This is a genomic window from Actinoplanes sp. NBC_00393, assembly GCF_036053395.1.
In the GTDB taxonomy this organism is placed as follows: domain Bacteria; phylum Actinomycetota; class Actinomycetes; order Mycobacteriales; family Micromonosporaceae; genus Actinoplanes.
Window position 1 is genome coordinate 10,332,373 of the sequence record NZ_CP107942.1, and the last position, 14,709, is coordinate 10,347,081.

Here is a 14,709-nt window from a genome sequence, read left to right on the forward strand (position 1 = left end):
CACCACACCTGCACCACCCCGACCCCACCACGGGGCCGGACATGCGCCCGGGGAGGAATGCCGTGCCGCTCTCGGAGCACGAGCAGCGGCTGTTCGATCAGATCGAGCGGTCGCTTGCCGAGGACCCCAAGTTCGCCTCGGCTGTGCGGGCCAGCGACCCGCGTTTCCATGCACGGCGCCGGCTCCTCATCGCCGCGTTCGTGATCGTCCTTGGACTCGCTCTCGTCGTCTACGGGACCGTGAGCCAGAACACGCCGCTCGGCGTGGCCGGCTTCGTCGTCATGCTGGGCTCAGCGGCCTTCGCGATGCAGTCGCGGCGCCGCAGCCAGGCCCCCGACCTGAAATCGGTCGGCGGCACCGCATCACGGCGCACACGGCAGGGAGGCGGCCGTAAGGGCGGCCTCATCGACAGGCTCGAGGACCGGTGGCGGCAGCGCCCGGAGGGACATCGCTGACCCGCTGAGCCGGCGCCAGGCCGGCTCCTGACGAGGCGGCCGGCCTACGGCCGCCTTCGTCGTGTCGTCACGCGAAACCCGCTTCATCCGGCCGGGGTGATTCGCTGCCGGCTTTTTCGTGGTACGCCTACGCGTCCTGCCGCTCGCGGCCCCTGGGCCGTAGCCACTCGCGCACGCCACTCCGCCGCCGGGCTGATGCTGCCGCCCAGCTGCTCCGCAGCCTCTCCCGCATGCGGTCCGCCGCCGGGCTGATGCTGTCGGTCGGCTGCTCCGCAACCTCCCAAACAGCCCTGAGTGCCAGCTCGGCTGCGCTGGCTGCTCCGCAACCTCCCAAACAGCCCTGAGTGCCAGCTCGGCTGCGCTGGCTGCTCCGCAACCTCCCAAACAGCCCTGAGTGCCAGCTCGGCTGCGCTGGCTGACGGTGGCGGTTGTTTCGCGGCGTTTGAGGCAGCGTTGGGTGTCAGCTGGGTGGGTTGGCTGACGGTGGCGGTTGCTTCGGGGTGTTTGAGGCAGCGTTGGGTGTCAGCTGGGTGGGTTGGCTGACGGTGGCGGTTGCTTCGGGGTGTTTGAGGCAGCGTTGGGTGTCAGCTGGGTGGGTTGGCTGACGGTGGCGGTTGCTTCGGGGCGTTTGAGGCAGCGTTGGGTGTCAGCCGGGCGGGTCGGCTGACGCTGGCGGTTGCTTCGGGGCGTTTGAGGCAGCGTTGGGTGTCAGCTGGGCGGGTTGGCTGACGGTGGCGGTTGCTTCGGGGCGTTTGAGGCAGCGTTGGGTGTCAGCTGGGCGGGTCGGCTGACGGTGACGGTTGCTTCCCAGCCCTTTAAGCAGCGCTGGGCGTCAGCCCGGGATACGGGGCTGGCGTCTGGGGGGCGGGCTGGTGGTCAGGGCTGGTTGCGGGCGGTCTGGGCAGCACCGAGCGCCAGCCGGTGGGGCGTGGCTGGCGCTCAGTGCTGTTCAGGTGTGTTCAGCGGGCTCGGGAATCTTTCAGCGGGCCCGGCTCAGCAGCCGGCGTGGGCTGAAGCGGCTCAACGAGTCCCGCATGCGGGTCATCGCCTCCGCGGCCCGGGTGGACCACTCGGCGACTGCGAGGCGCCAGCTCAGCACCACCGACGGCGGCAGCAGGAGGGCCCGCATCCTGGTCCGGAACGTGGCCGAGCCGGCCACGCCGGTCCGGATCCGGCCGAGCGCCGCGGTGAGTTCCGCACCCTGGAGCGGCTGTCGCGCGTACCGGGCTCGTTCTTCGGCCGTGCCCAACAACGTTGCGGCCTCGGCCGCGTCGCCGGCCAGCTCGGTCTCCCGGATCAACCGCTGCGCGGTGTGCCGCGGCGTCTCCGTCGGATCGACCGGAACCCGGAAATCGATCATCGTGTCGATCAGTTCGTCCCAGGCCGCATGGGCGTCGGCGCGGGCGCGTACCGAATCGCTGGTCACGACGATGTCGGTGATCGAGCCGGCCGGCCCGGATCCGCCTGCCGGGACCGCGGTGGCGGTCGCGCCCACGGTGACCGAGTGTCGTCGTCGGCGCAGCAGGGCCCGGCGCATCGCCGGGATCAGCAACAGGGCGATGGCGAGCGCCACGCCGCCGGCGATCATCGCGCCGGTCCACGAGCCGTCGTCCGGAACGATGCCGTCGTCGATCACCGAACTGCCGCCGTCGTTGCCCTGGTCGGGGCGGTTGGGCGTGTTCGGCGCCGCCGAGGACTCGGTCTCCGGGTCGGTGGCGCCCGCCGAGGCGGAGGCCGTCGGCTCGGGCTCGTCGACGTTGCGCGCCCACGGCGTACGCGTCGACCCGACCACCCCGCCCGCGGGCGTGGCGTCGAACGGCACCCACCCGAAGCCGTCCAGGTAGACCTCGGTCCACGCATGCGCGTTCTTGTTCGAGATCTGGTACGCCCCGTTGCCGAGCGAGGTGCCCCGGGTGAAGCCGAACGCCACCCGTGCCGGGATCCCGGCGACCCGGACCATCCATGCCATCGCCGCCGCGTACTGCTGGCAGAAGCCGGACTTGTTCTTCAGGAAGGCGGAGATGTCGGTGGTGTTGCCGGCCGACTCGGCGACCATGGCGTACCGGAAGCCGTTCTTCTGGGAGAAGTGCTCGTAGATCGCCCGGACCCTGTCGTACTCCGTCTCCTGGTCCGCGATCAGGCCCTTGACCAGGCGCTCCACCGCCGGATCGTCCGGCGACTCGGTGTAGCGGAGCAGCGGGTTGCCCGGCTCCAGCGGCTGCGCGGTCCGCAGGTCCGCCCGGCTGTACCGGGGCCGCTGGTAGGTGAACGTATACTTCTGCTCTCCGGTCGTCGTACGCCCGGAGAAGAGCACCTGCTGGTTCCGGTCGTACGACCAGTTGCCGTTGAGGTCACTGACCTCGGTCGGATAGGTGTAGAGCGGCGCCATGCTCTGCTGCAGCGCGTCGCTGACCTCCACCTCGGCGCGGAACTGGGCCAGCGCTGCCCGGGAGGCCGCCTCGCGCGGATCGGGCAGTCCCTGTGCGAGCGACTGTCCCTTCGGGGCCTCGTTGCCGAAGCCGTCGGTGGTCAGCACGTCGGCGACCGCGAACCGCAGGTAGAACGGCTCCGGCTCGTTGGTCGTCACCTTGATGACGTTGACCGTGGCGGACTGGTTGAGCTGGCCGCTGAGCGCCGCGAACAGGTTGATCCGTCCACCGCCGGGGCCGCCGATGCCGGGGCCCACGCCGGTGCCGCTCTGGGTGAGCCGGGAGAGCAGGCCACCGCTGACCGTCGGCACCGCCAGGGGCAGCAGCACCGCGACGAGCACGCCGATCACGCCGATCCGGCGGCCGGCCGCGGCGAGCGGGGACGGCTCCCAGACGTCGACGTCCCGGCCGTCGCCGGTGAAGCGGCGGCCGAACCTGCGTACCCGGTCGACGTTGTCCGCCACCAGCAGCCACATGTAGCCGGCCGCGCCGATGATGAACGGCACCACCGGAACGCTGTCCAGGTAGACGGCGACCGGGATGGAGTAGATCGCGAGCATCGGCAACCCGGCCAGGGCGGGCTTGCGGAACACCGCGGTCAGCAGGTCCACCAGGATGGCGACCGCGCCGATGCCGAGGACGGTGACGAAGTGCAGGCCGTCGCGGTCCGGCACCGGCACACCGTACGACCGGGTGTCCTCACCGGCCTGCTGGATCAGGTCCGCGAAGTGCGCGAACGTGGCCGGCTGCGGGATCAGGATCTCTTTGCCGCTCGGGAAGATCCAGGTCAGGGCAAGTGCGAGCGCCACCACCATGCACAGGGTCTGCGCCCAGGTGGGGAACCGGAGGGTACGCGCACCGACCGCCGCCCCGGCGATCAGCAGCACCGTGAGCAGGCTCTGCAGCAGCCAGGTCCAGGAGTCGAAGATCGCCGAGAGCGGGGCGGCGGCGAGCAGTGTCGCAGCCGCCGCGACGAGTCCGAGACGACGCCGGCCGGTCATCGGGTCACCCCGCTGACGGTCTCGGCCATCGCCGCCCGGTACGCGAAGCCCTGCGACCCGCGGCCCACCGACGGCCAGAGCGCGGGCAGTGTCGCCCCGTGCGTGACCGGGACCGAACGCCAGCCGCTGCGGACCAGCGCGAGCGACGCGGCACTGTTCTCCCGGTCCGCGTCCTGACGGTCGCCGTCGGTCAGCGGCAGCCAGGACGAGCTGTCGATGGCGAACCCGATGCAGCTCGCCCCGTTGCCGCGCAGGCCGCTGAGCAGCTCCGCCTCGGCCACGGTGAGCTCGCCGAACAGGCCGATCACCAGTCCGCCGTCGGACCGGCGCCGAACCTGTTCGACCAGCACCGAGAGGTCGCCGTTCGCGGTGAGTTTCACGTCCGCGAGGGTGTCCAGGATCAGGCCCTCGTTGCCCGCCTCGGAGGCGTCGATGTCCACGCCGGTGCCGGTGACCAGCCGCAGCTTGTACCCGGCCTGCCGCAGGTGGACCGCGATGCTGGCGGTCGCCGAGACGGCCCACTCGAAGCTGGCCGTCGGGCCTTCGCCCCGATGTGCGTTCAGCCGGGTGTCGAGCACCACGGTGGCCCGGCTCTCCCAGGGCTGTTCCTCGCGGCGGACCATCAGCTCACCGGTACGCGCGGTCGACCGCCAGTGCACCCGGCGCAGGTCGTCGCCGCGCCGGTACTCCCGGGTCGCCGCGTCGTCCTCGCCGTGCACCGCGACCGAACGGGCCCGGCTCTCGCCGGTGCCCGCGTACTCGCCGGCCAGCCGGACCCGGGGCAGCGCAACCACCTGCGGAATCACGGTGAGCCGGTCCACACTGGGGAAGGACCGGGTGAGTTCGCAGAGCCCGAACGGGTCGGTCAGCCGCACCATGAGCGGGCCGATCGGGTACCGGCCGCGCACGTCGGCACGCACGGTGTACGCCACCGAGCTGGCCTGGTGCGCGCCGAGGCGTTCCAGCACCACCCGGGGCCGGCTGCCCAGCGCGTACGGCAGGCGGTCCTCCAGCAGCATGGTGCCGGTGGGCAGCCGGGACAGGTTCTGCAGGCGCAGGATCACCCGGGCGCTCGAGCCGACCGGGGTGCGGGCCGGCTCCAACGACCGGGTGCAGGCCAGTTTGTACCGGCTGCGTCCGACGTACCACGCGGCCAGCAGCGGCAGCGCGCCGAGCAGGACCGCGACCCGGAGCAGGTCGCGTTCGCCCAGGATGAGCGCCGAGACCGCGGCGGCGATGCCAGCGGCCAGGAACGAGCGGCCGCGCGTGGTGAGACCCCGCAGCGCCTCTCGCATCGTCAACGCCCCCGCGACTCGTACGAGCTGCGGCCGTCCCGGGTGTCGTACGGGTTGCGGGACCGGTCGTGCGGCAACGGCAGCCGGTGCACGATCTCCGAGACGATCGTGTCCGTGGTCCGCCGGTTGAGCTGGGCGTCCGCGGTCGGGATGATCCGGTGCGCGAGGACCGGCACGGCCAGCGCCTGCAAGTCGTCGGGGAGCACGTAGTCGCGGCCCTCGAGCGCGGCCACCGCCTTGGCTGTCCGGATCAGCTGGAGGGTGGACCGCGGGGACGCGCCGAGACGGATCTCCGGCGCCTCGCGGGTCGCGGTGACCAGAGCGATCGCGTACTGCTGGACGGCGTCGGCGGCGTGCACGTGCCGGACCGTCTCGATCAGCCGCCGGACCAGCGCGGCGTCGGCGACGGCCCGCAGATCGTTCAGCGGGTCGTGGTCGCCGTGCGCCCCGAGCATCGCCAGCTCGGCGCGCGGGTCCGGGTAGCCCATGGCGATCCGGGCGGTGAACCGGTCGCGCTGCGCCTCGGGCAGCGGGTAGGTCCCCTCCATCTCGATCGGGTTCTGCGTGGCGACCACCATGAACGGCGCCTGCAACTCGTACGTCGTGCCGTCGACGGTTACCTGCCGCTCCTCCATGCACTCCAGCAGGGCGGACTGCGTCTTCGGCGACGCCCGGTTGATCTCGTCGCCGACCACCAGGTTGGCGAAGACGGCGCCCGGTTTGAACTCGAAGTCGCGCGTCTCCTGGTTGTAGACGCTGACCCCGGTCACATCGCTGGGCAGCAGGTCGGGCGTGAACTGGATCCGGCGGACCGAGCAGTCGATGGAGCGGGCGAGCGCCTTGGCCAGCTTGGTCTTGCCGACACCCGGCACGTCCTCGATGAGCAGGTGCCCTTCGGCAAGCAGCACCGCGAGCGCCAGTCGTACCGTAGCGCTCTTGCCCTCGATGACCTGCTCGATGTTGGCCATGATGGCTTGCGTCGCGGCACCGAACTCGGCGCTCGTCAGCGGGCCTGCCGGCTCGCCCCAGGTCGGCGTTGTCACGGGCCTCCTCCAAGTCGTGTATGCCCCCGTGGGGTGATCCCCACCCCCCGTGCGAGGGCATCGAAGGTTGCGGGCGCCCAGCGGCCGTGGGCCTCCGGCGCTCGCCGCCCGTCCCCACAGGTTATCCCCGGACGCAACGATCGCCGAAAGGCCCGGATCGACGAAGATCCGACTCCGCGCGGATATACCGGTCGCCGCGTACAGCGGGTATGCGGGTATCATGCTTGCCATGGCTCGGTCTGTTCTGCTCCTTAGCCGGCCGTGCTGATCCGTTAAGCGGACCAAGCACGGCGCCCCCTCCTGCGTGAGGGGCTTTTTTATGCCCGAAGCGACCGACGAGATGGTGAAAGATGAGCGAGACCGAGACCCCGCCGTTCCGTTACACCGCTGCCCTGGCCGGTGAGATCGAGCTGCGCTGGCAGGCCTACTGGGCCGAGAACGGTACGTTCCACGCGCCCAACCCGGTCGGCGAGCTGGCCGACCCCACGCACCCCCGGGCCGGCGCCCCCAAGCTGCACGTCCAGGACATGTTTCCGTACCCGTCGGGTGCGGGCCTGCACGTCGGGCACCCGCTGGGCTACATCGGCACCGACTGCTACACCCGCTACCAGCGGATGGCCGGCTTCAACGTGCTGCACCCGATGGGCTTCGACGCCTTCGGCCTGCCCGCCGAGCAGTACGCGGTGCAGACCGGCACCCACCCGGCGACCACCACCGAGGCGAACGTCGAGCGGTACCGGCAGCAGCTGCGCCGGCTGGGCCTGGCGTACGACGAGCGCCGCTCCTTCTCGACCACCGACCCGGAGTACTACCGCTGGACCCAGTGGATCTTCCTGCAGGTCTTCAACTCCTGGTTCGACCCTTCGCTGCAGAAGGCCCGCCCGATCGAAGAGCTGGTCACGGAGTTCGAAACCGGGATCCGCCCGGCGCCGGGAACGCCGTGGAAGGACCTGTCACCCATCCAGAAGCGCAAGCTGATCGACGACCACCGGCTGGCGTACGTCTCCGAGGCCCCGGTCAACTGGTGCCCCGGCCTGGGCACGGTGCTGGCCAACGAGGAGGTCACGCCGGACGGGCGCAGCGAGCGCGGCAACTTCCCGGTGTTCCAGCGGAGCCTGAAGCAGTGGATGATGCGGATCACTGCGTACGGTGACCGCCTGATCGACGACCTGGACGCGCTGGACTGGCCGGAGCCGGTCAAGCTGATGCAGCGCAACTGGATCGGCCGGTCCCGTGGCGCCCACGTCGACTTCCCGGTCGGCGCCAACGAGCACATCCGCGTCTTCACCACCCGTCCGGACACTCTGTTCGGTGCCACTTACATGGTGCTGGCGCCCGAGCACGAGCTGGTCGAGCGGGTCATTCCGGCGTCCTGGCCGGAGGGCACGAAGGACGTCTGGACCGGCGGGCACGCGACCCCGGCCGAGGCCGTGGCCGCCTACCGCGCGACCGCCGCGGCGAAGACCGAGGAGGAGCGGACCGCCGACGGCAAGGTCAAGACCGGCGTCTTCACCGGCGCCTTCGCGGAGAACCCGGTCAACGGCGTACAGATCCCGGTCTTCATCGCCGACTACGTGCTGGCCGGCTACGGCACCGGCGCGATCATGGCGGTGCCCGGGCAGGACGAGCGCGACTGGGCCTTCGCCGAGGTCTTCCAACTGCCGATCATCCGTACGGTCGAAGCGCCCGAAGATTTCGAGGGCGCCTTCACGGGTGAGGGTCCGGCGATCAACAGCGACTGGCTGGACGGCAAGGGTGTCGCCGAGGCCAAGGCCGCGATGATCACCTGGCTGGAGGAGAACGACAAGGGCTCCGGCGCCACCACCTACCGGCTGCGGGACTGGCTGTTCAGCCGCCAGCGGTACTGGGGTGAGCCGTTCCCGATCGTCTACGACGAGACCGGCCTGCCGATCGCGCTGCCCGAGTCGATGCTGCCGGTCGAGCTGCCGGACGTCGACGACTTCTCGCCGCGCACCTTCGACCCGGACGACGCGGACACCGAGCCGGAGACCCCGCTGTCCCGCAAGAAGGACTGGGTGCAGGTCGAGCTGGACCTGGGCGACGGGCTGAAGACGTACACCCGCGAGACCAACACCATGCCGCAGTGGGCCGGCTCCTGCTGGTACGAGCTGCGTTATCTGGACCCGCACAACGACAAGGTGCTGGTCGACCCGGAGAACGAGGCCTACTGGATGGGCCCCCGGTCGGAGGGCGACCCGGGCGGCGTCGACCTGTACGTCGGCGGTGTCGAGCACGCCGTCCTGCACCTGCTGTACGCCCGCTTCTGGCACAAGGTGCTGTTCGACCTGGGTCACGTCTCGTCGTTCGAGCCGTTCCGGAAGCTGTTCAACCAGGGCTACATCCAGGCGTACGCGTACCAGGACGAGCGTGGCTTCTACGTGCCCGCCGAGGAGGTCGTCGAGCGCGACGGCCAGTACTTCTACGGCGACCAGCAGGTGACCCGCAGCTACGGCAAGATGGGCAAGTCGCTGAAGAACATCGTCACCCCCGACGAGATGTGCGACCAGTACGGCGCCGACACGTTCCGGGTGTACGAGATGGCGATGGGCCCACTGGACGTGTCCCGCCCCTGGGAGACCCGCGCGGTCGTCGGCTCGCAGCGCTTCCTGCAGCGGGCCTGGCGCCTGGTGGTCGACGAGGACAACGGCTCGGTCCGGGTCACCGACGAGCCGCTGGACCCGAAGACCCGCAAGACGCTGCACCGGATCATCGCCGGGGTCCGTGAGGACATGGACGAGCTGCGCTTCAACACCGCGATCGCCAAGCTGATCGAGCTGACGAACACGCTGACCCCGCTGCCGTCGGTGTCCCGTGAGGCGGTCGAGCCGCTGGTGCTGATGATGTCGCCGTTCGCTCCGCACCTGGCCGAGGAGCTGTGGGGCAAGCTGGGGCACGAGGGCACGCTGGCGTACGCGGAGTTCCCGGTCGCCGACCCGGCCCAGCTGGTCGCCGACGCGATCACCTACCCGGTGCAGGTCAACGGCAAGGTCCGCGGCCGGGTCGAGGTCGCCCCGGACACTCCCGAGGCGGAGGTACGCGCGGCAGCGCTGACCGCCGTCGCCGAGGCGCTGGGCGGTCGCGAGCCGAAGAAGGTCATCGTCGTACCGGGCCGTCTGGTCAGCGTCGTCATCTGAGGTCGCGCGCACGGCCCGCCATGTGGAAACGTGGCGGGCCGTGTCCTTCGATCTGATCGCGACCGAGTTCCTGGTCCGCGCCGACCTCCTCGCCCCCGGCCTGGTGGAGGGCCTCTACCTGCAGGGATCGATCGCACTCGGCGACTACCGGCACGGGGTCAGCGACATCGACTTCGTCGCGGTGACCGCGGACCCGGCGCCCCCGGAGCTGATCCGGGAGATCCACCGCGGCATGCCCCGCCGGCCGTGCTTCGACGGCCTCTACGTCACCTGGGACAACCTGCGCGCCGACCCGGCAACCCGGCCGCCCGGCCCGGCCGTCCACGAGAACCGGGTGCTGCCGTCCTCCCGCTTCGAACGCAACCTGGTGACCTGGCACGTCCTCGCGCAGGGCGGCGTCACCCTGCGCGGCCCCGAACGGCCCGAGATCTTCACCGACTGGCCGGCGCTGGCCGCCGCGACCCGCGACAACCTCGAGTCGTACTGGCGGCCGTGGGCGCGCGGGCTCCGCTTCCACCCGATGAGCCTCGGCTCGTGGGCGGTGTCCTGGGGTGTCCTCGGCGTCTCCCGGCTCCGGCACACCCTGGTCACCGGGCGGGTGACCAGCAAGACCGCGGCCGGCGAGTACGCGCTGCGCAGCTATCCCGGCTGGGAGCGGATCATCGGCGAGGCGCTGCGGATCCGCGGTGGTGGCCCGGCCCGCTACCGCAATCCGGTCCGGCGCCGGGGCGATCTGCTGGCCTACCTCGAGTACGCGCTGGACCCGGACGGCCCGCCGGACGCCGAGCTGCTCCGATGATCTCCGCACGTGCTCTGAACCGGGCGACCCTGGCCCGGCAGATGCTCCTCGAGCGGGAACCGGCGCCGGTCGAGGACGCGGTGCGCCGCCTGGTCGGACTGCAGGCTCAGGCGCCGGGTTCGCCGTACCTCGCGCTCTGGAACCGGATCTTGAACTTCGAGCCGGCGGCGTTCGACGAAGCCTTCGCCACCGGCATGGTCGTGAAAGCCACCCTGATGCGGATCACCCTGCACGCGGTGCACCGCGATGATCATCCGATGCTGCACAACGCCGTGCTGCGGGTGCTGCGCGCGGCACGGCTGGGTGATGCCCGGTTTATCCGCAGCGGGGTGTCGATCGCCGAGGTCGACGCGTTCCTGCCGGAGCTGCTCGCGTTCGCGGACCGGCCCCGGACGGTGCCGGAGATCTCCCAGCTGCTCGCGGAACGGTTCGGCGGTGATCGTCCCGGCCTGTGGTGGGCGCTGCGGACCGTCGCGCCGCTGCACCACGTGCCGACCGGCGGACCGTGGTCGTTCGGCGAGCGTTCGTTCATCGCGGCCCCGGCCGGTCTGACGCTCGCTTCGCGCGACGAGTCTGTCCGGACGCTGGTGCGGCGCTACCTGGCCGCCTTCGGCCCGGCGACCATCGCCGACATGTCCCAGTTCACGCTGCTGCCGCGCACGACTCTGCGCGAGGCGGTGCGCACGTTGGAGCTCGCCCAGCCAACCCCACAGATGTACGACCTACCCGGCGCCCCGCTGCCCCCGGAGGACGTGCCGGCCCCGCCCCGCCTGCTGCCCATGTGGGACAACGTCCTCCTCGCCTACGCCGACCGCGCCCGCCTGATCCCGCCCGAATACCGCAAGGCAGTGATCCGCATGAACGGCGACGTGCTCCCGGCCGTCCTGGTCGACGGCTACGTGGCGGGGGTGTGGCGCGCCGTCCCCAACGGCATCGAGGCAACCGCCTTCCACCCGCTCCCCGCCGCGACCTGGGACGCCCTGGCCGCCGAAGCCGCCGCCCTGTCCGCTTTCCTCGCCTCGCGCGACCCGCTCGTCTACGCCCGCTACGCCCACTGGTGGGCAAAACCGCTCCCCGCCGCCCAAACCCGCCTGCTCCCCAGCTGACGCCGAGCGCTGCTTCACAGCGCGGAAGGCAGCGCTGGCGGTCAGCCGGGCTGGTCCAGCTGACCGTGAGTGCTGCTTCGCAGCACGAGAAACCGCGCTGGCGGTCAGCCGGCGTGGTTCAGCTGACGGTGAGTGCTGCTTCGCGGCGTGGGAGGCAGCGGTGGCGGTCAGCTGGGAGGGGCTGCGTGGGTGATGTGTGCATGAGCCCGGCGGGCGCGGTGGGGCCCGGACCACCGGCGGCATCGCGCGGAGCAGGCGGGACGGGGTCGATTCGGCGGGACTGCGACGGGCGTACAAAGGAAGGGTTTATAGAAAGAGGAAAGCCGGCGGCCGAAAGCGGCCGCCGGCATTGTGCGGGTTTGTCAGGCAGTGGCCGCGTCGCGACGGGCGGTGTAGCGCCAGCGCAGGACGATCGCGGTGGAGAGGGCGAAGCCGATCGCCGCGGGAGCCAGCGTGGCGGCGTTCATCTCGCCGGGGGCGGCCACGGCCGCGCCGATCACCGCGTAGGTGACCGTGGACGGGATGGCGGCGATCGTGGTGCCCAGCAGGTAGCGCTTGCGGCAGACGCTGGTGGTGCCGTAGGCGTAGCCGACCAGGCCGAACGGGGCCAGCGGCAGGAACCGGACCAGCAGCACCGCGGCCAGGCCGCGCCGGTTCAGCCAGCCGTCCAGGCGGGCCAGGCGGCTGCCGGCGCGGGCCTGCAGGGCGCCACGGCCGGCCCAGCGGCCGGCGTAGTAGGTCGCGGTCGCCGCGATGATCGCGGCGGCCAGCGCGGCGAGCGCACCGGTTGCGGCGCCGAGGAGGAGACCGCAGAGGAGCGTGATTGCGGTACGGGGTACGAGCACCGAGAGCAGCAGTCCGCCGACCACCGCGACCGCGGCCGGAGCACCCGGGCCGAGATCGTCGACGCTGGCGCCGATCTCCTGCAGCGGGAGCGTGGTGGCCGCGAGGGCGAGGGCGCCCACCACCGCGGCGAGCATGCCGAACCGGACGAGGCGGCGCTTCCAACCAGGGGCAGCCTGTGCAACGGCCTGAGGGTCCGCGAGGTGTTCCACGCCCCGCGGGGCGATCAGGATGTCGGTCATGCAGGCATACCCAACTGTCGTCGGTTCGGGACTATGTCGTGCCGGTCACGCTGGGCTGGCCGCGGCCAGCCGTTCTCCCCGCAGCCGGTCGGCCCAGGTGTCATCCAGGGGCGCAAGCCTATCCGCGCCGGTGGACCAACGGAGTAGCAGATCGGCTAGAGCTGGGTTGCGGGCGAGCGCCGGGCCGTGCGAGTACGTGCCGAGGATCTTCCCTGCCCACGCCCCCTCAGTCTGGCCGTCGTTGCCGATGCCGGCGGTCACCCTTGCCAGTGGCGCGGCGTGAGCACCGAGATGCGTACGCCCGCCGTGGTTCTCGAAACCGGTCAGCGGCGGCAGACCGAGCCGCGGGTCGATGTCGCCGCGCAGTTCGCCGACCGCGCGGCTCGTGCCCCGGTCCGAGGTGATGTCGAGCAGCCCCAGCCCGGCGCACTTCGCTCCCTTGGCGAAGAACGAGTGACCGAAGAGCTGGTAACCGGCGCAGATGGCCAGAACCGAGGAGCCCTGGTTGACCGCGCGGTGCAGACCGCCGTCGGTGATCAGCCGTTGTGCGGCGAGGGCCTGCGGGCCGTCCTCGCCGCCGCCGATCAGATAGATGTCGGCGGTCGCGGGCATCCGCTGGTCGGAGCGCACCTCGTAGGTCTCCACCGGGATGCCGCGGGCGGCCGCCCGGTGCGCCAGGATCAGCAGGTTGCCCCGGTCGCCGTAGGTCGAGAGCAGATCGGGGTAGATCCACACGATCCGCAGGGCCTCAGTTGACACGGTCCAACTCCGCTCGGATGTCCTGGAACGCCGTGTAGTTGGCGATCACTTCGAGGCGGCCGGGCGGCACGGCCCGCAGCGCCTCGTCGAAACTGAGTACGTGCCGGAACGGCACCTGGTTCACCTGGAGCCGGACGGCCAGGTCGTAGGCCCGGTCGCCGGTGATCAGAATCGGCCGGGTGCGCAGCGGCGAGAAATCGACGTCCCACAGCCACGAGGTGTCCAGGCCGTCCGGGTCCCGCGCGTTGATGGAGAGCAGCGTAGGGGCTTGATCAGCCATGTCGAACGCCTCGAGCCAGCTGGCCGGGTTCTTCGCGAGCAGCAGCCGGATGTTGCGGCCGTCCCGGTCGACCTGGGCGTACCGGCCGGCGATCGACGTCACCCGGGAGAGGCGGGGGAGCGCCTCGATCGGGCGTACTCCGAACTCGGCGGCGACCGCCAGCGCGGTGGCCGCGTTACCGATGTTGACCCGGCCCGGAAGCTGCAGCTTGACCAGGTGCCAGTCGCCGCGCGGGTCGATCACGCCCTCGTCCTCGACCGTCCAGCTCGGTCGCGGGCGGCGCAGCGGGCAACCGGTGCACCACCACTCGCCGCCGGACCGCTCGATCGGGTGGCCGCTCTCCGGGCAGACGAACGAGTCGTCGTGCCACCGCTGGCCGGCGCTGAACCAGGTCACCTGCGGGCTGCTGCTCGCCGCCCAGACCACCATCGGGTCGTCGGCGTTGGCCACCACCCGGATCTCGGGGTGGCCGGCCAGCGCGGTCTTCCACAGCTGGGCCATCATCGCCACCTCCTTCGCCCGGTCCAGCTGGTCGCGGGAGAGGTTGAGCAGCGCCACCACCTTGGGCCGGGTGGAGTCGATCACCTGGGCCAGGTAGTGCTCGTCCACCTCGAGCACGGCGAACGGGGTATGCCCCTCCTTCGCCAGCGCCGAGGTGTGGCCGGTCGGCATGTTCGCGCCGAACGAGTTGGTGGCGACCCGGCCGAGCACGCCGACGGCGGCGGCGGTGAGCCGGGTGGTGGTGGTCTTGCCGTTCGTGCCGGAAACCAGCGCCACGGCACGGCCGGACGCGAGGTGCGCCAGTAGGTCAGGGTCGATCTTGAGGCCGATCCAGCCGCCGATCACTGAACCGTCGCCGCGTCCCGCGGCCCTCGAGAGCGCCGCCGCGGTCTTCGACGCGGTGGTCGCGACCTTGGCGATGAGAGGCATCTTCCCGTCCGTCACGCCAGCGAGGGTACCGGACGAAATTGTTACGTCGCGTTGCCAGACCGTCAAGATCATCGTTCGCAGGCATTATCCCCGGTCCGGGCGTTTCGGGCGAAGTTCCGGGTCGTCACTCGACTTTTTCTGTGTTCTGGTTCACCCGTAACCTTCTACGCTTCGTATTTGCTTGATCGCGCCGCGTCATGGCATATGTCTCGCGGTGGTAACAAACTGGACAGTAGCTAATGTGCCAATTACTCAGGGTGATGGTGGCCACTCTGACGATCAAGCCGGAATTCAGGTAGCAAGGTTCCGCCGGCAGCAACCGCTCGCCGGTCGCGCCGAGCCGGTTCACGCCGAGCCCTGCCCCGAGCCGGA

At 71.0% G+C, this 14,709-nt stretch carries 10 protein-coding genes; 4 read left to right on the forward strand and 6 right to left on the reverse strand.

Annotated features, from left to right (window positions below):
• The first annotated feature begins 62 nt into the window (after positions 1-62).
• Positions 63-455: a DUF3040 domain-containing protein gene (locus OHA21_RS47990; protein WP_328467080.1), complete on the forward strand. Its 393-nt coding sequence runs from the start codon at positions 63-65 to the stop codon at positions 453-455.
• A 979-nt stretch (positions 456-1,434) separates the two neighbouring features.
• On the opposite strand, the gene OHA21_RS47995 is transcribed toward OHA21_RS47990, so the two are convergent.
• From OHA21_RS47995 to OHA21_RS48005, 3 genes are read right to left on the reverse strand one after another with little or no spacing between them, the layout of a single operon-like run.
• Complete coding sequence (locus tag OHA21_RS47995; protein ID WP_328467082.1) at positions 1,435-3,885, reverse strand: transglutaminase TgpA family protein; 2,451 nt, start codon at positions 3,883-3,885, stop codon at positions 1,435-1,437.
• Entirely contained in the window at positions 3,882-5,180 is a 1,299-nt protein-coding gene (locus tag OHA21_RS48000) for a DUF58 domain-containing protein (protein WP_328478986.1), read from the reverse strand. Before OHA21_RS48000 ends, OHA21_RS47995 begins: the two co-directional genes overlap by 4 nt.
• A 2-nt stretch (positions 5,181-5,182) precedes the next feature.
• Positions 5,183-6,223 carry an AAA family ATPase gene (locus tag OHA21_RS48005; RefSeq protein ID WP_442875033.1) on the reverse strand — a complete coding sequence of 347 codons (1,041 nt, stop codon included), beginning with the start codon at positions 6,221-6,223 and terminating at the stop codon, positions 5,183-5,185.
• Positions 6,224-6,573: 350 nt separating this feature from the next.
• Between OHA21_RS48005 and leuS the strand changes: the two genes are divergently transcribed.
• Genes leuS through OHA21_RS48020 form a run of 3 tightly spaced genes read left to right on the forward strand, consistent with a single transcriptional unit; the run spans position 6,574 to position 11,283 of the window.
• The gene (gene leuS, locus OHA21_RS48010) at positions 6,574-9,378 is read left to right on the forward strand and encodes a leucine--tRNA ligase (RefSeq protein ID WP_328467084.1); all 2,805 of its coding nucleotides are present in this window, start codon (positions 6,574-6,576) and stop codon (positions 9,376-9,378) included.
• Positions 9,379-9,418: 40 nt separating this feature from the next.
• Complete coding sequence (locus OHA21_RS48015; protein WP_328467086.1) at positions 9,419-10,177, forward strand: nucleotidyltransferase domain-containing protein; 759 nt, start codon at positions 9,419-9,421, stop codon at positions 10,175-10,177.
• Positions 10,174-11,283, forward strand: a complete 1,110-nt coding sequence (locus OHA21_RS48020; RefSeq protein WP_328467088.1) for a winged helix DNA-binding domain-containing protein — start codon at positions 10,174-10,176, stop codon at positions 11,281-11,283. Before OHA21_RS48015 ends, OHA21_RS48020 begins: the two co-directional genes overlap by 4 nt.
• 362 nt (positions 11,284-11,645) lie before the next feature.
• On the opposite strand, the gene OHA21_RS48025 is transcribed toward OHA21_RS48020, so the two are convergent.
• Genes OHA21_RS48025 through OHA21_RS48035 form a run of 3 tightly spaced genes read right to left on the reverse strand, consistent with a single transcriptional unit; the run spans position 11,646 to position 14,337 of the window.
• On the reverse strand, positions 11,646-12,368 hold the full coding sequence (locus tag OHA21_RS48025; protein WP_328467090.1) for a TVP38/TMEM64 family protein: 723 nt from the start codon (positions 12,366-12,368) through the stop codon (positions 11,646-11,648).
• Positions 12,369-12,413: 45 nt separating this feature from the next.
• Positions 12,414-13,127 carry a type 1 glutamine amidotransferase gene (locus tag OHA21_RS48030; protein ID WP_328467092.1) on the reverse strand — a complete coding sequence of 238 codons (714 nt, stop codon included), beginning with the start codon at positions 13,125-13,127 and terminating at the stop codon, positions 12,414-12,416.
• A complete protein-coding gene (locus OHA21_RS48035) occupies positions 13,117-14,337 on the reverse strand; it encodes a Mur ligase family protein (protein ID WP_328478990.1) in 1,221 nt (406 codons plus the stop codon). Before OHA21_RS48035 ends, OHA21_RS48030 begins: the two co-directional genes overlap by 11 nt.
• Positions 14,338-14,709: the final 372 nt, after the last annotated feature.

Bases quoted from the DNA above. Each gene is read 5' to 3' on its own strand.
- OHA21_RS48035 (WP_328478990.1), bottom strand. From the start codon at position 14,337: ATGCCTCTCATCGCCAAGGTCGCGACCACCGCGTCGAAGACCGCGGCG.
- leuS (WP_328467084.1), top strand. From the start codon at position 6,574: ATGAGCGAGACCGAGACCCCGCCGTTCCGTTACACCGCTGCCCTGGCC.
- OHA21_RS48000 (WP_328478986.1), bottom strand. From the start codon at position 5,180: ATGCGAGAGGCGCTGCGGGGTCTCACCACGCGCGGCCGCTCGTTCCTG.
- OHA21_RS47995 (WP_328467082.1), bottom strand. From the start codon at position 3,885: ATGACCGGCCGGCGTCGTCTCGGACTCGTCGCGGCGGCTGCGACACTG.
- OHA21_RS48020 (WP_328467088.1), top strand. From the start codon at position 10,174: ATGATCTCCGCACGTGCTCTGAACCGGGCGACCCTGGCCCGGCAGATG.
- OHA21_RS48025 (WP_328467090.1), bottom strand. From the start codon at position 12,368: ATGACCGACATCCTGATCGCCCCGCGGGGCGTGGAACACCTCGCGGAC.